At 39.3% G+C, this 20479-nt stretch carries 17 protein-coding genes; 10 read left to right on the top strand and 7 right to left on the bottom strand.

All coding sequences use genetic code 11. The features are described from left to right. Positions 1 to 23 precede the first annotated feature (23 nt). Positions 24 to 2573, top strand: coding sequence for an SEL1-like repeat protein (locus L1283_RS10880; RefSeq protein ID WP_286849476.1), 2550 nt, complete (start codon positions 24 to 26; stop codon positions 2571 to 2573). A 3-nt stretch (positions 2574 to 2576) separates the two neighbouring features. Further along, positions 2577 to 2804 (top strand): hypothetical protein, encoded by a 228-nt coding sequence (locus L1283_RS10875; RefSeq protein WP_286849477.1) that lies wholly within the window; start codon positions 2577 to 2579, stop codon positions 2802 to 2804. Between the two features lie 77 nt (positions 2805 to 2881). Here the strand turns inward: L1283_RS10875 and L1283_RS10870 are convergent, their stop codons facing one another. Next, complete coding sequence (locus tag L1283_RS10870; protein WP_313262575.1) at positions 2882 to 3412, bottom strand: YfiT family bacillithiol transferase; 531 nt, start codon at positions 3410 to 3412, stop codon at positions 2882 to 2884. A 203-nt stretch (positions 3413 to 3615) separates the two neighbouring features. Between L1283_RS10870 and L1283_RS10865 the strand changes: the two genes are divergently transcribed. Further along, complete coding sequence (locus tag L1283_RS10865) at positions 3616 to 4281, top strand: DUF2625 domain-containing protein (protein WP_313262574.1); 666 nt, start codon at positions 3616 to 3618, stop codon at positions 4279 to 4281. A gap of 112 nt (positions 4282 to 4393) precedes the next feature. On the opposite strand, the gene L1283_RS10860 is transcribed toward L1283_RS10865, so the two are convergent. After that, positions 4394 to 5716, bottom strand: coding sequence for an NYN domain-containing protein (locus tag L1283_RS10860; protein ID WP_286850294.1), 1323 nt, complete (start codon positions 5714 to 5716; stop codon positions 4394 to 4396). Positions 5717 to 6128: 412 nt separating this feature from the next. Further along, the gene (locus L1283_RS10855) at positions 6129 to 6923 is read right to left on the bottom strand and encodes a helix-turn-helix domain-containing protein (protein WP_286733744.1); all 795 of its coding nucleotides are present in this window, start codon (positions 6921 to 6923) and stop codon (positions 6129 to 6131) included. Positions 6924 to 7012: 89 nt separating this feature from the next. On the opposite strand from L1283_RS10855, the gene L1283_RS10850 reads away from it, so the two are divergent. Further along, complete coding sequence (locus tag L1283_RS10850; RefSeq protein ID WP_286850292.1) at positions 7013 to 8221, top strand: CynX/NimT family MFS transporter; 1209 nt, start codon at positions 7013 to 7015, stop codon at positions 8219 to 8221. A gap of 84 nt (positions 8222 to 8305) precedes the next feature. Here L1283_RS10850 and L1283_RS10845 read toward each other — a convergent pair whose 3' ends face one another. After that, on the bottom strand, positions 8306 to 10165 hold the full coding sequence (locus L1283_RS10845; protein WP_286850290.1) for a CocE/NonD family hydrolase: 1860 nt from the start codon (positions 10163 to 10165) through the stop codon (positions 8306 to 8308). 637 nt (positions 10166 to 10802) lie between these two features. Between L1283_RS10845 and L1283_RS10840 the strand changes: the two genes are divergently transcribed. The 6 genes from L1283_RS10840 (at position 10803) to L1283_RS10815 (ending at position 16544) form a co-directional block, all read left to right on the top strand. Beyond that, entirely contained in the window at positions 10803 to 12131 is a 1329-nt protein-coding gene (locus tag L1283_RS10840; RefSeq protein WP_075991923.1) for an inositol-3-phosphate synthase, read from the top strand. A 182-nt stretch (positions 12132 to 12313) separates the two neighbouring features. Continuing rightward, entirely contained in the window at positions 12314 to 13024 is a 711-nt protein-coding gene (locus tag L1283_RS10835; protein WP_088160995.1) for a nucleotidyltransferase family protein, read from the top strand. Positions 13025 to 13037: 13 nt separating this feature from the next. Beyond that, entirely contained in the window at positions 13038 to 13922 is an 885-nt protein-coding gene (locus tag L1283_RS10830) for a hypothetical protein (protein ID WP_232475744.1), read from the top strand. Further along, complete coding sequence (locus L1283_RS10825; protein WP_088160997.1) at positions 13903 to 14856, top strand: CDP-alcohol phosphatidyltransferase family protein; 954 nt, start codon at positions 13903 to 13905, stop codon at positions 14854 to 14856. Before L1283_RS10830 ends, L1283_RS10825 begins: the two co-directional genes overlap by 20 nt. Further along, on the top strand, positions 14846 to 15835 hold the full coding sequence (locus L1283_RS10820; protein ID WP_088160998.1) for a lysylphosphatidylglycerol synthase transmembrane domain-containing protein: 990 nt from the start codon (positions 14846 to 14848) through the stop codon (positions 15833 to 15835). Before L1283_RS10825 ends, L1283_RS10820 begins: the two co-directional genes overlap by 11 nt. A gap of 1 nt (position 15836) precedes the next feature. Further along, positions 15837 to 16544: an HAD family hydrolase gene (locus L1283_RS10815; protein ID WP_286850285.1), complete on the top strand. Its 708-nt coding sequence runs from the start codon at positions 15837 to 15839 to the stop codon at positions 16542 to 16544. On the opposite strand, the gene L1283_RS10810 is transcribed toward L1283_RS10815, so the two are convergent. The 3 genes from L1283_RS10810 to ppk1 form a co-directional block, all read right to left on the bottom strand. Continuing rightward, positions 16527 to 17417, bottom strand: coding sequence for a helix-turn-helix domain-containing protein (locus L1283_RS10810; protein WP_286850283.1), 891 nt, complete (start codon positions 17415 to 17417; stop codon positions 16527 to 16529). The two genes, L1283_RS10815 and L1283_RS10810, sit on opposite strands and share 18 nt — an antisense overlap. 2 nt (positions 17418 to 17419) lie before the next feature. Then, positions 17420 to 18100 (bottom strand): M15 family metallopeptidase, encoded by a 681-nt coding sequence (locus L1283_RS10805; protein ID WP_286850281.1) that lies wholly within the window; start codon positions 18098 to 18100, stop codon positions 17420 to 17422. A 124-nt stretch (positions 18101 to 18224) separates the two neighbouring features. Further along, entirely contained in the window at positions 18225 to 20294 is a 2070-nt protein-coding gene (ppk1, locus tag L1283_RS10800; protein ID WP_145328577.1) for a polyphosphate kinase 1, read from the bottom strand. Between the last annotated feature and the right edge of the window lie 185 nt (positions 20295 to 20479).

Here is a 20479-nt window from a genome sequence, read left to right as displayed (position 1 = left end):
AGAGAATTATTATCGCATAGAAAATGGCTCATCGCATATATATTTACAATACAGATAAGAAGGATCAAGATTACTTTCCGCATTATTTAGGGGAATGGAACTATGTGATTCCGCCGCTTTTTTTACCCTTATTTGCTGCTAATCCGAAGGCAAAAGGTACCTTAGTTTATTCCGAAAAGGAGCCAGGAATCCGTAAGCTTCGCGCTTTTTATGATTTGCTCATTCGTGAATATAGGTTAAATTCAGATGCGTTGGCCATGGCAGCTATCGGGAAACTGTTCGATTTTTTGGACGGTTTGCCCTTTGATTACTTCCAGCTGAACGCGAGTGATGTATTTAACATGAGCGATGTTAAACATAGTCAACAGGCAAAAGATTTTGCATTTGAAGTCTATGAGAAGAATTTGCCCTATGAAAAAGCAATCGAAAAACAGTCCATAGCTGAGCTCGAATCTATTTTGCTTCCCGCTGGTTATACTTCTTTTTTAGCGATGCTCGAGCTGGAATGGGGCAAGTATGGCTTGGGCTGGTGGAATAGCGAAGCGATTGATAGTCTGGATAATCAATTTTTTGAAGACCAGGAGCTTTGGGGGATACGCAATGCAAAAGGGGAGGTGAAGGTCGAAGCAAGCTATCAGGAAATTGGTGATTTTGACTATGAAGGGATCGCTGTCATAAAGAAAAATGACCTGTTCGGTTATTTGAATAGGGGCGGCGAAGAAACTATTCCCTGTATTTATTCATCGGCAGCGCCAGCCCAATATGGAGTTGGATCAACCGTTGGTAAGGTGAGCTTAGCTAAAAAATACGGATTGATCAACGTCGGGAACGGAGAAATAATCATACCACTTGAATATGATGAACTCGAAGATTTTGCTTACGGTTATTACCAGGGAAAGAAAGATCAGCAATACTACATTATCGACGCCCAAGGTCAGTTCTTTAATGTTGTTGGTACAGACAGACCGTTTTACATAGATTATGATGGATTTATCTATCAGGATATTCCCGAAAATAAACTGCGTCATTATTATTCCAACAGAGGTATTTTACTTGGTGCTTTTGCCAATGGTGCCCTGAGCGAACTGCTGTTTGATTTTTATGCGGTCAATTTGAATAACAAAAAGAAAAAATCTGTTTTGTCTCCCGATGGAACTATCTTGGTCAAAGATGTTGATATACTCAATGCTGGAAACGGTCGAGGTGCATTATTCTTTGCCGATTCCGGTAGCATTCGTTTGTTTGATCTGGAAGCCCGGGCCTATGTACTGCAAGACTTGGTAATGCAATCCGTTCAAGGGGGGACTGATTTCGGTAATGGTGCCTGGGATTGCTATATCATCGAAACTGCTGCCGGTAGTGGGATCTATCAGGCTGCTGAAAAGGCCTGGCTGATCCCGCTCTCAACCCACTATGTGAAAATTGTATATGCTGCTGTGATGGATTATTTTATTCTGAAAGACCATGCGGGAAGATATTACTATTTTGACGCAGTGCAAAGGGCGCTCAGCTCCGCCTATGATTATGTCTGTGCAAGCGTTGATCACTATCAGGATCTGATGTTATTGCAAGGTGACCGCTTGTATAAGAAAGGCTCCGATGGTGTGGAAGTAATTCAGGAAGAACGATATGGTCAATTTCTGAAGAAGCTGGATCAATTGTCAGGAGAAGATTTTGATGTATGTAGCCGTTTTTTTGATCGATGGAAGACTGCAAAGGGCGATAATTTTGAATCCAGCTATGATAGTTATACCTTGTATCATATGGCCTTAGACTGCTACCGGCAGGGCGATGTTGAAAAGGCGATGCGCTATTTTACCTTTTCTGCCGACCAGAGAAATGAAAGCAGCATGCATGAACTTGGGAATATCTTTACGGATACCGATAGCGAAGACAATCGTTTTTTAGATTTGGACAGGGGAATTCAATATTATGAACAGGCCGCCCAAAAAGAATATGCCCCTGCCTGGAATGCAATTGGCTACCTCTTTCAGTATGGAATCGGCTATAACAAAGACTTGAAAAAGTCATTTGATGCTTACATGAAAGGAGCCGAATTGGGGAATGGCTATGCTTTGTCCAATTTAGGTTACTTTTATTCAAGTGGGACCTATGTTGAAGAAGATCTGGAAAAAGCCCTCACTTATTATCGGAAAGCGGAATTAAAATTAGTTGAAAACAACAGCAATATAGCCTCTATCTATTACAGTTTGGAAGATTACGATCGTCTATTGGTTTACTTGAAAAGAGATAAGGAAAATAGTTATTCCAATATTTATTATGGATTGCTCTATGATCAGGGACTGAAATTTAAAAAGGACAGTAAAAAAGCGATCCACTATTTTGAGCGTGCCAATGACTATGGCGTTTACGAAAGTGCCACAGCGCGCTTATTGGATTATTACAAGAATGATCCTACATTTAGAAATCAGGAAAAATTTGGCCATTGGTTAGGTTTTGCAAAAACCAATGAACTGGATATCGAACAGGATTTATTGCAATGGGATAATCAGTCCGATGATTCAAATGCAAGTTCTTCCTTTTTTAGTAAACTATTTAAAAAGAAAAAGTAAATCATGTTATCATCAGCAAATATAGATTTTAGTGGCATTCTGATCGACTTGATCATGATTGTTTTTTTTGGATTTGGAACGATTTATACGTTAACGGTAGGTATTGTTCATATTGTAAAGAAAAAAATACGAACCGCGGGGTATTATTTTCTGTCGTTTTTTCTGTCGGGTCTTATTGGACTTCTGATTGCAGGATTGCTGGCTTTTTTGTGGGCGATGTCATTGTCGTAAAGTGAAAACAATAAAGTGAATTTAGCACAATGATCTTTTGACTGCCGGTCAAAAGATCATTATGCTATGTAATTCCATCAATGGTTTTTGGCGTTGACAATATGCATGAGGTGGTGGTTACAATGCCATGCATACAGGCCTATATTGACCTTTAAAGAAATTAGTCTTTTGGTAACGGGGTGAATAAAACCCCTTTCAAGTTGTTCGGCTGAAAGGCTTCTCAGCAGTATGACCCAACGTTCATGTAGACCTTCTAGCAATTTTACCGAACTTTCTATGGGAATTATTTTGGCGTCGGGAAGTTCGGCCCACAATTTTTCTTCATATAATTTGATGGTTGGATCTTCTTCGGTTAGGGCCAATTTGAACCGGACAAAGCTATTCATATGGCTGTCGGCACAATGGTGAACGACCTGACGTATCGTCCAGCCGTCAGGACGGTAGCGCTTCTCTAGCGCACTGTCCGTAAGGTCGCCGACTTCGGATTTTAACCGAGCCGGAAAATCTGCAATTGTCTTGATCCAGTCATTCAACAGGGAGCTGTCAATTACATCGGGTATCGCGAAACGACCTATGGGGTATCTGAGTTTTTCTAATTCATGTTGCATAACCTAAAATTACTTAAAATAGATGCAAGGTTCCTAATCTTTATGTTCATGTTTTCGATGAATATTTTTTTTCGATACGTTCTTGTGCAAGCTGTAATTTGGATGCGATAAAGAATTGTGTTAATTTCGGCAAAAATGCTAATATCAATGATCCTCCCGTTTGTGTGGAGGATCATTGATATTAGCATATAAAAGCACAAGAAATGAAAAGTCTAAAAGAACTGATTGATACAGGTAATTCGGGATGGAAGCTGGTTGAGGGCTGGTTGAAGGAAGCGACAAATTCATATGAAGTGCTTCCTCAAAACCCTAAGCGGGCTGATGAGGAACTTTTAAGGGCACAAATTACGACGAAATCTCCGATGGGGGCCATTATTCATCAAAGCGGTGGTATACTGATCGATGGTGGCTGGTTGCGAATTTTAGGCTCCGGTTCGCCAAAGCTGAACCGCGGAATTATGGAGTGGAATAAGGGCAAAAGTTTTGACAAGGAAGGCGAAAAAGGAGGATTTCTTCTTATAGCTGACGATGTTTTGGGTGGTTATTTTGCCATCAATGCCGGCGCTCTGGGAGATGCTATTGGACAGGTCTATTATTTTGCTCAAGATACCTTGCAATGGGAAAGTTTGGAATGTGGCTATTCGGACTTTGTTTTTTGGGCTTTGAAAGGGGATATCAGACAGTTTTATGAAACATTTAAATGGAAAGACTGGAGTGAAGACGTCAAATCGTTGAATGGTAATCAAGTTTTTTCGTTTTATCCTTTTCTATGGACTGAAGAAGCACGGGATTTTCGTAAAGTAGATCGCAAGCCAATGGCAATCGATGAGAACTACCACTTTACGATGGAATTTGCCGGCAGACGCTAATCGTTATTTTAATACGACAAACCTTCAGCTTAATACTTTAATAGGGTGATAGGACAATATGTATATTGTCCTATCACCCTATTAAAGCGAGAAAAATAACCCTGAATAAGATTTAAACGGATTTATTTTGAAGGCTAAAGCTAACTTCATTCAGTTTGATCAGTTGTATTTGTATTCCTTCTGCAAGACCAAGCTGCGTAGCGGCTTCTTTTCCCAGTTTAAGTACATGAAATCCTCTGCCTCGGTAGGTAAAATTGCATTCATATTCTCCGGCATTGATCATAATCCTTAATTTTTGGGATTTAGTGGGAAATAAAGGTTTGAATTCTTTTGCAATTCTTATTTGCGATTTCTTAACATCATCTGCAGTAATCTTGTTGCCCTCTGAAGGAAAAAGCATGTTTGTCGGTGGTGTCTGTACTGTGGAGGCTTGGGACTCGGCTTTTTGCTCCTGAATTTCCTGAACTTTTGGAGCCTCATTTTGTATCGGTTCAGAACTTGTTTTATCCTGACGTTTCTTCTCTTGGCGCCCTTTCTTTCTATTGTTTTGATTGGCAGTTTTTCCCGCAGTTTCTGTAGGCGGTACGGAAGGAATAGGAGTAGAAGGAGTTTTGTGCTCAGTTTCCACTGCTGTAGCGGGGCTGGCCATTGCTAAAGGCCGTTTAATGATATTACGGATGTAGTAGTGTTTTATGCGCGATTTGTCGGTGTTTCGCTCTTCAATTTCAAAATCTTCCTTGTAGGCTTTAAAAAGGTGGGACATCTTGTCGTATCCGTAATTTCGCGCATCAAAATCAGGTTTCCTTTTATTGAAAAGACTTCCGATTTCCCCTAGGAAAGCCCAGCCATTTTCATCAGCTGTATCATCGACAGTGTCTTTTAAAAGTTCCAGGGTTTCTTCATCCAGTACCGCTATACTTGCCGGGTTGTCAACCGGGGCGGGTTTGGGTTGATTTTGCTGTTTTTTCTTTGTGACTGTTTCTTTCTTTTGATTTTTCTCGAAAATTTCCACATAGATAAACTTGTCACAGGAGGCGATAAAAGGCTTAGGTGTCTTTTTCTCACCTATACCGATTACGAGCTTGCCTGATTCCCGGAGGCGGGTGGCCAAGCGGGTGAAGTCGCTGTCGCTCGATACAATACAAAATCCGTCCACTCTGTCCGAATGCAGAATATCCATGGCGTCAATAATTAATGCGGAATCAGTAGAATTTTTGCCTTGGGTATAACTGTATTGTTGTATGGGGGTAATCGCGTGAGTAAGAAGTTTGTCCTTCCATTTTTCAACATAAGGGTTGGTCCAGTCTCCGTAGATGCGTTTGATGGTTGGAATCCCGTATCTTTTGACTTCATTCAAAATCTCTTCGATCTTTCGATAAGATACATTATCCGCATCGATTAGTATTGCGATTTGCAAATCCCCATGTTCTGCCATATATGTTTAGATTATTTTTTCAATATTTGAACTCTTTTCTATTCGCCTGACCTTTCTCATCCGAATATATTCGTTAAAAATACAGTATTGTTAAAGAATTTCTTGAATTTTTTAAGAATTAATTTGAACGCTATTTTTTGGGAACATGCGATTAGTTGCTTTTGTTTGGGCCTAAGGGGGAAATTATTGTGTTTGCGGAGCAGTGAAATGATTTGAGGGACGGTGAAAATAAATAAAAAAAGGTTTTCAAACGGGGAGAATGAAAACCTTAAATAACCAATTATAAACCTAAATTATGATGATACAAAGATAGTGTAAATATTACACCTGTGCAACTATTCGTTACTATTTTTTTAAAATGTCTTATATTTTGTAGCTGCACAGCTACAAACGGCCTGTAGCTGTGCGAAAACTAGTCCATCATGAAACTCGAAGGTCTATATTTCATCACAGCATAAAAGCTATTGGTAAACGCTTGTACGCTTTTATAACCGACTTTATACGCGATTTGGGAGATGGTGAATTGTTTTGTGCTAAGAAGTTCCAAACTCTTGATAATGCGGAGTAACTGCTGATATTTTGCAAGTGTCATTCCGGTTTCCTTTTTAAAAAGGCGCTCAATAGTTCGGAGCGAAAGATTGGACAATAGGGCAATCTCGTCTAATGTGAAGGCTTCTGTGTAATGGTCATGTAGGTGATTTAAGACGGCTTGAAGTCTATTCTCCTGAGGAAGGGTGATCCCAAGTTGGAGCAATTGTGCCGCAAAATAGGGGAGTTCATGGAGTAAAGCACCCAAGAAAACTTTTTCATGTTTATCTTCTTCAATCAATTTCGACCATTTTTCACAATACAAAATCATTTCCCGTAATACTTTAGGCGCAGAAAATAGCTGTACCTGACTGAAAAACAACTGGTCTTGTGCGCCGTCAAATTGTGGAGTATCAAAAAAAAGTACCATAAGCTTGATGCGTTCAGAGTGGGAGTTGGTCTTATGTACTGCACCGGAGGGAATCCAGGCAACGTGATTTTGGGGGAGTAAATACATTTTTCCTGCGACGGTAAGGTATTGGAAACCCTGTTCGACATAAATCAACTGGCCTTTGCGATGACTGTGCAACTCGTTGTCGTGTATCCAGTTTTCTTCAAACCAGACAAAGGTTGATTTCTGGATGCGTTCAATTGTCAATGTATGATTTGTTTGATCCATGTCGTTTTAAATTAAATTAATGGCAAATTTAATTAAAATTTCAGGTATATCTTTGCAGGCGATCATTACATGTATAGCGCGATTTTATTATGAAAGAAAATATAAAAGTATCCACAGCTGTTTCTTGGACCTGGTTATCCGTATTGGTTGTTGTTATGGTCTCAACCAATCTGCGGTCGCCAATTACAGCCGTTGGCCCGGTACTGGGGCAAATCAGTGAAGATTTACAATTAAATAGTTTTCAAAGCAGCCTATTGACGGCAATTCCCCTTTTTATGTTTGCGAGCTGTTCTGTCGCAGTAAGTCGATATTCGCATAAACTGGGCATGCATCGTTTTTTATTGTTTGGTTTAATGCTGTTGAGTGTAGGGATTGTGCTTCGGGTCTGGGGCAATATGTCAACGCTGTTTGTGGGATCTTTTTTAATTGGACTTGGGATCTGTGTGGGCAATGTCGTTACACCTGGCTATATAAAAACCAGTTTTCCAAAGCAGATTGGGCTGATGACAGGGATTTTTGCGGTAGCAATGAACCTGACTGCGGCTTTTGCTTCGGGTTTTAGTTTACGATTGGGTGAATGGACCGGTCTTGGGTGGCAAGGCTCACTGGGTGTTTGGGTGATTTTAGCCTTGTTATCACTTATAGTTGTTTTTTTTGATGGTTTAGGCCGTAAGAAAGCTCAAGGTATTACTGAAAATAGACAAGCGACAAGTGGAATCGGGCATATCTTTAGGTCAAGATTGGCCTGGTATATCAGCCTATTTATGGGTATTCAGTCCCTGATTTACTACAGCTTGATTTCTTGGTTGCCCAACGTATTGGTCGATTATGGGATGCCAAAGGAGGATACGGGCTGGTTGCTGTTTTTGATCCAAATTGCCATGATTCCCATTATGTTCATTGGACCTATTTTGGCTCATCGGATGAAGGATCAACGTTTAATGGCAACTGCTGTTGCGATAGGCATGCTTGGAAGTATCTTTATATTTTGGCATTACAAGCTTCAGGGAATTTATGTTGCCGCCGTATTGTTGGGACTTTCCAATGGACTGTCTTTCAGTTTGTCTATTCTCTTCTTTACCCTGCGGGCTAGATCAACGGCAAATGCAATCAAAATATCGGGCATGGCGCAGTCTGTTGGCTATTTTATTGCGGCTTTTGGTCCGCCGGTCTTTGGTAGGCTGCACGAAATAGATGCTACCTGGAATTACTCGTTCTACTTTTTGGCGGGGAGTATCGTACTTTTATTATTTGCGGGATGGAAGGCCGGAGAAGATACGTATGTAGCGGAAGATTAAAGATAAGGCTACATCAGGCATAGGTGTTTAGCTGATGTAGCCTTATTCAATTAGCTTTTAAGCGCTGGCTTTCGAATTGACCTGTTAATCTTTGAGGACAGAAAATTCGATGTATGTGGCATTGTTCACATCGTGAAAAATACGTTGGGTAGCTTTACGGAAGTCAGCTTTGGTGGCTGTATAAGACGGTAAAAATACCTGTGGATTTCGTTCTGCTAACGGAAACCATGAGTTTTGTACCTGAACCATAATGCGATGTCCTTTTTTGAAGGTATGCGCAACGTCTGGCATTTCAAAATTAACCTTTTCGACCATACCTGGAGTCAAGGCCTGTGCTTTATCAAAACCATTTCGGTATTTCCCCGCCATGATCTCACCACGTACCATCATTTGATATCCAGCCATTGTTTTTCCTTGATAACTTGCAGCATCGTTCGGGTATACATCAATCAGTTTGACAACATAGTCCGCGTCGGTTCCTGTTGAGGAGACTTTGAGGAAGTTTTTGATTGGGCCTACTATCGTCAGATCCTCCGTCAACGGTTCCGTTTGATAAACCATGACATCAGGGCGACTAGCTGCGAAACGTTGATCATCTACCATATACTCCCGTGTTCGGTTTTGAATTAGCCCACCTTGATGCGGAACAGGTTTATTAGGGTCTGTTACATATTCATCCCAGGAATCTGTACGTTGAACTTTGTCAAATCCAAGTTTCCCCTGAGGTTGGAAGTATAGTTTTTTTGTCTCTACATTTTTTGGCGGCCATTGTTCGAAATGTTTCCATTCGTTGCTGCCTGAGACAAAAATGTTAGCTTCGAAAGGGGCGAAGTTTCCTTCATCTTTTAGGTAATATTTGAAAAACGGTTGTTCAAATTGCTCCTGATAAGTAATACTGGTTTTTTTCTCAAATTGAATATCACCTAAATAGTTTCCTTCTGCACGAACCCAGCCGCCATGATACCAAGGTCCCGCGACTAAAATCGAGTTGTTTTTTTTGCTTTTATCCTCAATCGATTGGTAAGTCTTAAATGTTCCATAAGCATCTTCCGCGTCAAAGAAACCACCAACCACCATCACAGCTGGTTTTACCTCCTGTAAAGAATTGGTGATCACACGCGATTTCCAAAAATCATCATAGTCGGGATGTTTAAACAGGTCATTCCAAAATTGTACGGAGTCACCAAAATACTTTTCTTTGAGTTCCCGCGCTGTTCCTGCTTCTGCAAAAAAGTTATATTTATCGGCTTCTTTGATTTGAATTTTGCCCTTAAATTGATCTGGTGTGATGGGTTTTGGACGTGGGACACCAAAGGTTGACATGAATGTAAATGCATCCTGAAGAAACAATACGCCATTATGGTGGAAGTCGTCGCCGATAAACCAGTCTGTTACGGGAGCCTGTGGGGAGACTGCCTTCAAGCTCGGGTGTGTTTTGACCAATCCGACGGTAGAATAGAAGCCTGGATAGGAAATCCCATAGAGCCCGGCTTTGCCATTATAGTTTTTGAGATTTTTCTGTAACCATTCAAGCGCATCATAGGTATCCGTACTTTCATCGATTGCTTTTTTATCTTTGCTGTAGGTGGTCGGACGAATATCTTCAAAATCACCTTCGCTCATCCACTTGCCACGGACATCCTGATAAACGAAAATATAACCTTCACGCATCATTTGGGGAAAGTTTCCCAAGCTTTTTTTGTATTCGTTCTGCCCATAAGGAGAAACCGTGTAGGGTGTTCTATTGAGTAAAACTGGATATTTCTTGGATTTGTCTTTTGGACTGTAGATCGCAGTAAATAATTTCTTCCCATCTCGCATGGGGATTGCTACTTCGGTCTTTTCATAATGATCTCTAACATAAGCCGAGTCGGCAGCTGTTTGAGCATGTAACTGGCTTGCGCTTAAAAGCGCTAAAGTTAGGCACGAAATTGTATTTTTCATTCAGATAATTATTTGTTCAGTACATTCTTTGGTGTAAATTATAATTTTACACTTGGGTTCATTTTTTGCAATGCTATGGATACTCTTATGCACCTTGGGCGCTATGCGATACAGTTAAATTTGTCATCGCGTTATCGTTTGGCAGACCATTTCTCCAGCTACAATGAGCGGATCAACAGCTGATGGTTTATAAATTGAACGATAGATTCATTGCGTGTATTTAGATTTTAGGCTAAAGTTAGTGCTACTAAAACCATTTTCCAATTTTATTGTCATATTTATAGCGAATAGAAAAAGAAAAATTGACCAATTTTTGAGAAAGAAAAACTTTTTTTGGATTGAATTTGGATTAGTTTTCGAATCTTAATATATTGAGTAAAATTAAGGAGAATTATTTTTTGGGTTAACAGCTTTAGCTAAAAACGTTAAATTTCAATCAGATGGATGAGTAGAACACTAAATAATAATTCATTTTCAGATTATTTTTTTAGGTTTCGAATGGGGTTTGTATTGGTATTTGTCACGATTTTATAAATTAAGTGGGCAGTGGTATGAAATATGTTTTTTTAAGCTAATTTTAAGAATTATTTTATCATAATACATCAATTAAATAACAATTTAAGTATATAGAATTAATATGGGACAACAAGTGAAAGATGCCAATGGAAAATTGGGTATTCTTATTCCGGGATTAGGTGCTGTGGCTACAACATTAATCGCTGGTGTGGCATCTATAAACAAAGGTTTTTCAAAACCAATCGGATCTGTTTCTCAATTGAGCAGAATCCGTCTGGGTAAACGCACTGAGAACAGAAATCCATTAATTAAAGATTTTGTCCCTTTAGCAAAATTGGAAGATGTTGTTTTTGGTGGATGGGACGTATATGAGGATAACGTATACGAGGCTGCATCAAATGCACAGGTATTGGAGCAAGGCCAATTGGATGCTGTTAAGGCTGAATTGGAGGCAATCCAACCGATGAAGGCTGTGTTTGACCGTAATTTTGTGAAAAATTTGGACGGAACGCACATCAAATCTGAAAAAACTCGCCGTGAATTGGCAGATGCCGTACAACGTGATATTCGTGAATTTAAAGAGAAAAACGGATTAGACCGTGTTGTATTGGTATGGTGTGGATCTACTGAGCGTTATATTGAAACAAACGAAGCTTTTTCAACTTTAGCTAAATTAGAGGAAGCATTAGACAATGATGATCAACGTATTCCACCAAGTATGATCTATTGTTATGCGGCATTGAAAGAGGGAGCTCCTTATGTAAATGGTGCACCAAATTTAACATGTGACGTTCCTGCTATTGTTGAGTTGGCGCATGAAAACGGTGTGGCAATTGCAGGTAAAGATTTTAAAACAGGCCAAACATTGATGAAAACAATTGTGGCACCTGGTCTTCAAGCGAGAGCTTTGGGTGTTGAAGGTTGGTTTTCGACGAATATCTTAGGTAACCGGGATGGATTAGTATTAGATGATCCTGAAAATTTCAAAACAAAAGAGGTCTCTAAATTATCGGTATTGGAAGAAATTCTGGATGCGAAAAAGAACCCTGAGTTATACGGTGATCTTTATCATAAAGTACGTATCAACTATTATCCTCCACACGGCGATAATAAAGAATCTTGGGATAACATCGATATCTTCGGTTGGTTGGGTTACAAAATGCAGATTAAGATCAATTTCTTGTGTCGCGATTCAATTTTAGCTGCTCCGGTTGCGTTGGATTTGGCTTTGTTTATTGATTTGGCTCAACGTGCGGGTATGTCTGGTATTCAAGAGTGGTTATCATTTTACTTGAAATCTCCTCAAACCGCTCCGGGATTACCTCCTGAACACGATATCTTCAAACAATTGATGAAATTGCAAAATACATTGCGCCACATTATGGGTGAAGATTTAATCACACATTTGGGATTGGATTATTACCAGGAGCTAGTAGATAGTATTCAATAAATTACCTTAATAAGAGAGGGGAAACAATTGTTTAAAAACAATTTTTCCCCTTTTTCTTCAAAATCCTTACGATATTGAAGATTTGTGATATAACCCTCTGTAGACTTTTGCGCTTACGAACGCTGAGATAGTGACGGGGGTTTTGCTTTTTTATAAATGATTTTATTTTGCAATTAAAAGAAATGGAATTTGCAATTATAGCGGCGGGAGAAGGTTCTCGATTGCGAAAAGAGGGATTTAATTTACCGAAACCCTTGCTACCATTACATGGAGTTCCATTAATTGAGCGATTGATTCGCGTGTTTGTTAAAGAAGGGGCGCAAAGAGTTCATGTTATCATCAATAAACAATCTCCGGAACTGAAATTGTTTTTGGAAAAAACAACGTTTGAATTACCTATTGTACTTATAGAGGAAGATACTGCAAGTTCATTGCATAGTTTTGCCTTGCTTGTCAAAAATAACCCCGATTGGTCGTCCTGTTGTCTGACAACAACAGATACGGTTTTTAGACCACATGAATTTCATGCCTATTTGGAGGCATTCCAGCAACATCAACATGCCGATGCTTTTATGGCAGTCACTCCTTTTGTCGACGATGAGAGTCCGCTCTATGTGAACACAAATTCACAGCTTCGGGTGGAAGCTTTTCTGGATACAGCGACCGCAGAAACGAAGTATGTTTCTGGCGGAATTTATTGCTTCCGAAAAGCAGCTATGGATTGTGCATTAAGCTCCGTTGAAGCCGGTAATTCCAGAATGCGTAATTTTCAGCGTGCTTTATTGAAAAACGATTTACAAGTAGAAGCATTTGTATTTGACAAGGTGGTCGATATTGATCATTTAAAAGATCGTGTCGTCGCGGAACAATTTTTGAGTGAGGAGGTTAGTTAGTAAAATGAGCGATATGATTTCTATTTTAGGCGTAACTCGAAAAAATCGCTTTTCACCCAACCATGTGGGGAATGATGCCGCTATATTTAATGAAGTAGTTTTAAAACTGACTGAAAAAGGTGCTTCGGTGGAGGTGTGTAATGAAGATGAATTTTTGTCTTCATCATCCCTGAAGCAGGATAATATTCTGACTATGGGGAGAACAAAGACTTTAGTGAAAAAGTTGCAATCTCTTCAAAATAATGGGATCAATGTCTTGAATTCAGGATTTGGAATTGAAAATTGCTTTCGGAAAAACATGACCCTTAAGCTTTTAGAAGGTGGAGTTCCTTATCCGAAGAGTATCGTGATCTCTACCGTTGCAGATATCCAATCTATTTTTGAAAAACTGAAAGGAAAGGGTGTATGGATCAAACGTGGCGATTTTCATGCGATTCATAAGGAAGATGTTACCTTTGCTGCAAGTCTGAAAGAAGCGCAACATATCTTGAATGAATATGCACTTCGTGGGATTAAAGAGGCTGTGATTTCTGAACATCTTGCCGGAGACTTACTCAAGTTTTATGCAGTGCGGGGAACGGATTTTTTCTTTTATTTCTACCCATATGAACACAATCATCACAAATATGATTTGTATGAACAAATTAATGACGAGGTAGTGCATTTTCCTTTTGATCTCGACAATCTAAAAGAAGTTGCCAATCGTGCTGCGGAAGTCCTGGATGTACATATCTATGGCGGCGATGTGATTATTGATGCAAATGGAGACTTCCATATTATTGACTTAAACGACTGGCCAAGTTTTGCGCCATGTCGGGCAGAGGCCGCTGAGGCCATTGCTCAAATGGTTTACCATAAATTTACTGAAAAGAACCACAATGCAGAAAGAACAAGTTAATGTAATCGAAGAAGATAATTTGAGTGCATTCGAACAATCTTTAAAATCTAATGATACAGAAGAGCGAATTGATATTTGGTTTTATCGACCTATAGGTTATCGTATCGCGCAAGTCTGTGCCAAAATTGGTATTACACCCAACGCTGTGACAATTATTAGTATTTTCTTTGGCGTTGCGGCGGGTATTTTATTCTATTACCCTGCATTATGGATTAATGTGATTGGCATGCTTTTATTGGTTTTTGCCAATTCTTTAGATAGTGCCGATGGACAGCTGGCAAGAATGACAGACAATAAAAGTCGCTTTGGTCGTATCTTGGATGGTTTTGCCGGAGATTTTTGGTTTGCTTCTATTCATATTGCGATCTGTTTACGCAGTATTAATGAAGGATGGCCACAATGGCTATGGGTATTCTGTGTACTTGCAGGTGTATCGCATATGCTTCAGTCGGCAATGGCTGACTATTATCGTAATGTACATTTGTATTTTATAAAAGGTAAAGCTGGAAGTGAGCTGGACAATACACGTGATTTGAAAGTTGACTATGATGCCTTGTCTTGGCGCAAGAATTTTTTCAGCAAATTTGTGCTGAATGGCTACATGGGCTATACACGTAACCAGGAAAAGCTTTCTCCAAAACTGCAAAAGCTGCTGCATATTGTGAAGAGTCGTTATAAAGATGAATTGCCAAAACAATTGATGGTCGACTTTAGAACTCAAAATAAACCATTGATGAAGTATACAAATATTGTACAGTTCAATACAAGGGTGATTTTCCTATTTGTTTGGTTGTTTATCGGTCAGCCTTGGATTTACTTTTTCTTTGACATGTTTGTCCTTAATCCGATATTGATATACATGTGTAACCGACAAGAAAAAGTAAGCGGTTATTTTGTTGATAAATTAACAAATGATCCAACTTATGGGGAGTAAGATCTATAAAGTACTCTTTATGCTCATCGGTATAGGTACACTGGCCTATATGATTCAAGCAATGGGAATTGATGAGATTTGGAACAACCTCGAAAAAATTGGCTGGTGGTTTTTGCCCGTCCTCGGTAGCTGGGCAGTACTCTACTGGATGAACGCAATGGCATTTAAGGCAATTATTCAGGAACCCGAATTGCCGCAGACAGATGTACCCTTTTGGAAGGTCTTACAATTGACAATATCGGGGTACGCCATTAATTATATAACGCCATTTGTTGCATTAGGTGGTGAGCCTTATCGTATTATGGAGCTTAAAAACTATGTCGGTGGTTCGAAGGCAGGTTCTTCCGTGCTGTTATACGGTGTCATGCACATTTTGTCGCATATTTTATTTTGGGTCGCTTCTGTTTTTCTAATTCTCTGGTTCGTACCGGCAAGTACAATGGTTGATGTGGCCTGTGCTGTGATTTTTGTGATGGCTATCATTTGTACTTGGCTATTTACGAAATTTTATAAGAAGGGAATTACAGTTTCACTATTGAAGGCTTTGTCTAAACTACCTTTGGTAGGCAAAAAAGTTGGTCATTTACTGGAGACGAAGTATGAAACGTTGAATGACGTCGATCAGCAGGTGAAAAACCTCTTTCAAAATCGTCGCGATCGCTTCTATACGGCCCTTTTTTGGGAATTTGTCGCACGTGTTGTGGGCTGTTTTGAGATTTATTTTATTGGTTTAGCCTTAGATATCAATATTGATTTTATTGATGCCATGATCATTAGCTCGGGATCTTCTTTATTTGCCAATCTTGTTTTTTTCTTTCCAATGCAATTGGGAACGCGGGAAGGTGGATTAGCAATGGCTGTGATGAGTATAGGATTGCCTGCGAAAGTCGGTATTTTTATGGGTGTTGTGACACGAATTAGGGAAATTGTCTGGATTATGATCGGTTTGGGGTGGATGAGTTTAGTAAAAAAGAAATAACATGAATAAGTTTAATATTAAAGGGATTATTTTTGATTATGGCGGAACCTTGGATACGAATGGTGGCCACTGGGGAGCTGTTATTTGGTCGGGTTATGAAAAATATCAGGTTCCTGTAAATTTGAACGCTTTTCAGGAGGCCTATACCTACGCGGAACGTCAGATGGCTTTACAGCCTATCATTAAACCCGAGTTTAATTTTTTGGAAGTACTTGAAGCAAAGTTAAATGTACAATTTGACTATCTTATTGCTGCTGGCTATGAGTTAGATCGGTCATTGGCGCATAAAATAGCTTTTGACGGCTATTCATTGGCAAAGAATACAGTTGAACAGGTAAAACCATTGCTAAATTCACTACATGCCAAATATCCAATTGTCATGGTGTCAAATTTCTATGGAAATTTAAAATCAGTGCTCGCTGATTTTGGAATTCTTTCTTATTTTCAGTCTGTTGTGGAGTCGGCCGTAGTCGGTGTACGAAAACCTGACTCTGCAATTTATGCTTTAGGTGTGACTAAAATAGGTCTTCCTGCGCAAGAGGTATTGGTTGTGGGTGATTCCTATAGTAAAGATATGGTACCTGCCAAAGCCGTTGGCTGCCAAACCTTATGGTTGAAAGGGCAGACTTGGGGCGAGGATAAATTGCAAGATACTTCAGCTGCAGACCAACAATTTACAAGTATCTTTGATTTAATCGACTTTGTTTAAATAAAGATTCTGACGAAATTCTTTAGGCGAGATTCCAACATTTCGCTTAAAGAATTTACCAAAAAAGGATTGATCCGAGAAATGCAATTTCACCGCAATTTCTCCGATGGAAAGCCCCTGGCAAAGTAACGATTTTGCTTCCTCCACTAAGACGTTCTGAATAAGTTCTATTGCTGATTTTCCGGTTAGTTCTTTCGTAATTACGGATAGGTGTTTTGCTGTGATACCAAGTTCCATCGCATAAAATTGCACCATGTGTTCTTTATGAAACGACTTCTTTAGGAGCAAATGGAAATTGGCAAGTATCTCTCTTTTTCGAGCGGGAATAGCTGGCGTATTTCGCATATTTTGGCTTCCTAGACGGGCTATTTCGCAAAATAATATTTCCGTTAATGATTTTATGATCTGATTTTTGAAAAGATAGCTAGCCCCTTGTCGATCGTAATGAATAAACTGTTTAAATAAGTTGGATAAGTTCGTTGAATCTTGGTTTGATAGCGACCAGATGTAGCTGTCATTTAAGGCAAGAGATTTCTTGGTGACCTCGAAGAAATCCTCCTGAAAATCCAGTTTGAAGCTAAAATCCAGCGTAAAGAAAATCAAATAAACCTCACAATCCCAAGATTTGACGACCGAAGAGCCATTAACTCGCGAAGAAGGATTGGTCAACAATAGGTGATTTTGAGCAACTTGTACCCGTTCATTATTAATGATGAAGGAAGTTTCACCTTTTTTTATTAAACAGAGCGAATAGAGCTCACCTTTTGATAAAATGTGCTGCTGCTCGGAACTAAAGACGGGTTTTGATTTGTTGCCTTTAAAATGAAAAACATAAAAGCCCTTGTGTTCGATGGGAGTTTCCTTTACAGACATGTTTATTTTACGATAAAATCAAAATAGGTTTTACGATAGGGTTCGTCTTGCAAGGTGTAATGCCACCATTCCTTATCATAAGCTTTAAAGCCAAATTTAGCCATTGCTTCTTTTAAGATCTTTCGGTTCTCTTTCTGTTGGGCTGTCAGATTCGCGTATTGATGATGTGAGACTGCGCCGAAAAAATCAAAAGGTCCACCCATGTCAATCTCTTTTTGATCTTTTAAGCTAATGAGCGTGAGATCTACTGTACTGCCCCGGCTGTGGCCCGATTTGGAGGCAATAAAGCCTAGATTAAACAAATTCTTCTTATTGATAAGCGGGTAGAACTCCTTTTTTGCGATGGTATCATTGGTGTTTAAGGACCATGTTTTAAAGTTGTCAACAGCACGTTGCGGGCGGTAGGCGTCGAATATTTTCAAGCCAAGACCTTTTTTATTTAAATGGTTCTCGACTTGCTGTAGTGCTAGCGCTACGCGTTTAGTTAAAATAGCGACTGGTTTTTCATAACCTTTAATCGGCCTTCCGGTGAAGTTGTGACTGCCAAAATAACGCATTTCTAAGCTTATTGTAGGGATAATGTCCTTGACGTATACAAAATCTGAAGGCATGATCTTTTCCTGCCCACGGAGGCAAAGTGTGAAAAGGCTTAAGCCAAATGTAAGACACAAGTTGAATTTCATGGAATGAAGATACAACTTGTGTCTTAATTAATATAATAAAAACGGAGATTCTCGTCTGTATCAATAGGTATAAAACCCAGTTGGGTTTATGGATCAATTTGGGCGCCTATTGATAAACAGGCCGCTAATGATCAGCTAATTTTTTTTTCAGGTAATTGTATATTTCTATCTGTGAACGACATGGTGCCTCTTTATTCTCGACGTAATGATTGCTCAGGGAATTATTGAGTATCCGCGCTTTGACATTATCTTTGAGCTGGATTTGAAGCATTTCTTTTAAATCCTCCTTGATTTTTTTGCTTGTTATTTTTACTGCGGCTTCAATACGATGATCCAAGTTTCTTGTCATCCAGTCCGCTGAGGAAATAAATAGCTGCTCTCGACCAGCATTATAAAAATACATCACACGTGCATGCTCCAAATATTCATCTACGATTGAAATGGCGTTCATTTGCAATTTAAACGTTTTTTGATTTGTTGCGCAGTAGATTCCCCGGATAATAAGATCTATTTTGACACCAGCTGTTGCTGCGTCATAGAGCTTTTTAATCATCTCTTTATCGCTGAGCGAATTTACCTTGACAATGATGTATGCTTTTCGGCCAGCCTTTGCTTCGGTAATTTCCTGGTCGATGTAGTGTAGAAGTTCTCTACGCATATCCGTTGGGCATATCAAAAGGCTTTTGCAATTTTTGATAATGTCAGCCGGATTTGATTTGGGTCGTCTCAGGTAATTGAAAACCTTATTTATATCGGCAATAACGTCCCTATTACTCGTTAAGAGGCAATAGTCTCCGTATAATTTCGCCGTTTTCTCGTTGATATTTCCTGTGCTGACAAAACCATATTGGATCGTTTTCATCCCAATACGTTTTTTTATCACACATAGTTTTGCATGGACCTTTTTATTTGGGATACCGGTAAGTACTTTAATGCCTTCGAGTTCAAGTTTCTCTTTCCAGTCCAAATTGTTTTCTTCATCAAATCTTGCACGAAGTTCAAGCATCACGGTGACTTCCTTTCCATTGCGGGCTGCATTAATCAAGGCATTTGCAATTTTGGAATTGGAAGCTAAGCGATATGCTGTAATCTGGATCGTTTTTACATCGGGATCCATTGCTGCTTCCCGAAGTAAATCGATGATCGGTCTAAACTCATGATATGGAAAGGAGAGCAGCACATCTTTTTTTAATATAGTATCCGTTACACGTTCGTAGTTTTTGAAATAAGGATGTGGAAAGGACGTTCGTTCCAAGGGCTGATTGTAGGATTTAAACACATTGGGAAAATCCATGAAGTGTTTGAAGTTGTGTATTTTTTGTCCTGGAATGATGCTGTCTTTTTTTGAAAGGTTAAGTTTCTTGATCAGGAATTCGACCAATTTATGGTCCATCTCTTGATCAAAAATAAACCGGGTCGGTTTACCTTTTCTTCTGTTTTTTACCCCTTTGCTTATCTTCTCAACCAGCGTCGTGTTGATATCATTGTCAATGTCAAATTCGGCATCTTTTGTTACTTTAAAGACATGTGCATTGAATACATCAAAACCGAAATAGGAAAATATTAATGGAAGATTAAACTTGATAACATCCTCCAAAAGTATAATATGCTTTTCATCTTTTGGCGAAGGTAATTGTACGAAGCGTCCATTTTGACTGGTCGGGATTTCGATGAGTGCAAATTTGGTTTCATACTGCCATTCCTGTTTTCCCATCGCAATACCCAAGTAAAGGCTCTTATCCCGAATATAGGGCATAGGTCGTATATCGTCCAATATCAAAGGAATGACGTTCGATTCCACCTCATCCTGATAATAGTCGCTCACAAACTTTTGTTGTTCGGGATTCAGTTCCTCACTGGTCTTAATATAGACATTCTGTTTGGCCATATCTTTTTGGATACGATTCCACGTACTGTCAAATTTCTTTTGCTGCTTGATTACCCGGATATTGAGCTCTTCCAATATGAGCTGTGGGTCTTCGTAGAAGGATTGGTTGGCACTTTTGTCTTTCAGGTCTATAGCCCGTTTTAGACCTGCAACACGTACACGGAAAAATTCATCGAGGTTATTGGAAAATATACCTAAAAATTTGATTCTTAGGGGTAAAGGGACCGTCTCGTCCGCAGCTTCCTGTAATACTCTGCCATTAAAGCTCAACCAACTAACGTCTCTAGGAATAAATTTTTTCGACATAACTAAATATACGTAAATTTAAAAAGCAAAACTATAGCTCTACAGGGGATAATCGAACTTTTTTGTGTTAAAGAATTATTAAGTTATTTTTAGTTCATGTGTGTGGACCGTAGTTTTAAAGGTACATTTTTGACACTGCTCTTCTTTCCTGGCAATAACCGCTATAAGGTGCTGCACTGCATGGT

It is taken from the genome of Sphingobacterium sp. HSC-15S19 (assembly GCF_050433745.1).
Taxonomy (GTDB): Bacteria; Bacteroidota; Bacteroidia; order Sphingobacteriales; family Sphingobacteriaceae; genus Sphingobacterium; species Sphingobacterium siyangense.
This window is presented reverse-complemented; position numbering and strand designations above follow the sequence as displayed.

Bases quoted from the DNA above. Each gene is read 5' to 3' on its own strand.
- L1283_RS10880 (WP_286849476.1), top strand. From the start codon at position 24: ATGGCTCATCGCATATATATTTACAATACAGATAAGAAGGATCAAGAT.
- L1283_RS10875 (WP_286849477.1), top strand. From the start codon at position 2,577: ATGTTATCATCAGCAAATATAGATTTTAGTGGCATTCTGATCGACTTG.
- L1283_RS10870 (WP_313262575.1), bottom strand. From the start codon at position 3,412: ATGCAACATGAATTAGAAAAACTCAGATACCCCATAGGTCGTTTCGCG.
- L1283_RS10865 (WP_313262574.1), top strand. From the start codon at position 3,616: ATGAAAAGTCTAAAAGAACTGATTGATACAGGTAATTCGGGATGGAAG.
- L1283_RS10860 (WP_286850294.1), bottom strand. From the start codon at position 5,716: ATGGCAGAACATGGGGATTTGCAAATCGCAATACTAATCGATGCGGAT.
- L1283_RS10855 (WP_286733744.1), bottom strand. From the start codon at position 6,923: ATGGATCAAACAAATCATACATTGACAATTGAACGCATCCAGAAATCA.
- L1283_RS10850 (WP_286850292.1), top strand. From the start codon at position 7,013: ATGAAAGAAAATATAAAAGTATCCACAGCTGTTTCTTGGACCTGGTTA.
- L1283_RS10845 (WP_286850290.1), bottom strand. From the start codon at position 10,165: ATGAAAAATACAATTTCGTGCCTAACTTTAGCGCTTTTAAGCGCAAGC.
- L1283_RS10840 (WP_075991923.1), top strand. From the start codon at position 10,803: ATGGGACAACAAGTGAAAGATGCCAATGGAAAATTGGGTATTCTTATT.
- L1283_RS10835 (WP_088160995.1), top strand. From the start codon at position 12,314: ATGGAATTTGCAATTATAGCGGCGGGAGAAGGTTCTCGATTGCGAAAA.
- L1283_RS10830 (WP_232475744.1), top strand. From the start codon at position 13,038: ATGATTTCTATTTTAGGCGTAACTCGAAAAAATCGCTTTTCACCCAAC.
- L1283_RS10825 (WP_088160997.1), top strand. From the start codon at position 13,903: ATGCAGAAAGAACAAGTTAATGTAATCGAAGAAGATAATTTGAGTGCA.
- L1283_RS10820 (WP_088160998.1), top strand. From the start codon at position 14,846: ATGGGGAGTAAGATCTATAAAGTACTCTTTATGCTCATCGGTATAGGT.
- L1283_RS10815 (WP_286850285.1), top strand. From the start codon at position 15,837: ATGAATAAGTTTAATATTAAAGGGATTATTTTTGATTATGGCGGAACC.
- L1283_RS10810 (WP_286850283.1), bottom strand. From the start codon at position 17,417: ATGTCTGTAAAGGAAACTCCCATCGAACACAAGGGCTTTTATGTTTTT.
- L1283_RS10805 (WP_286850281.1), bottom strand. From the start codon at position 18,100: ATGAAATTCAACTTGTGTCTTACATTTGGCTTAAGCCTTTTCACACTT.
- ppk1 (WP_145328577.1), bottom strand. From the start codon at position 20,294: ATGTCGAAAAAATTTATTCCTAGAGACGTTAGTTGGTTGAGCTTTAAT.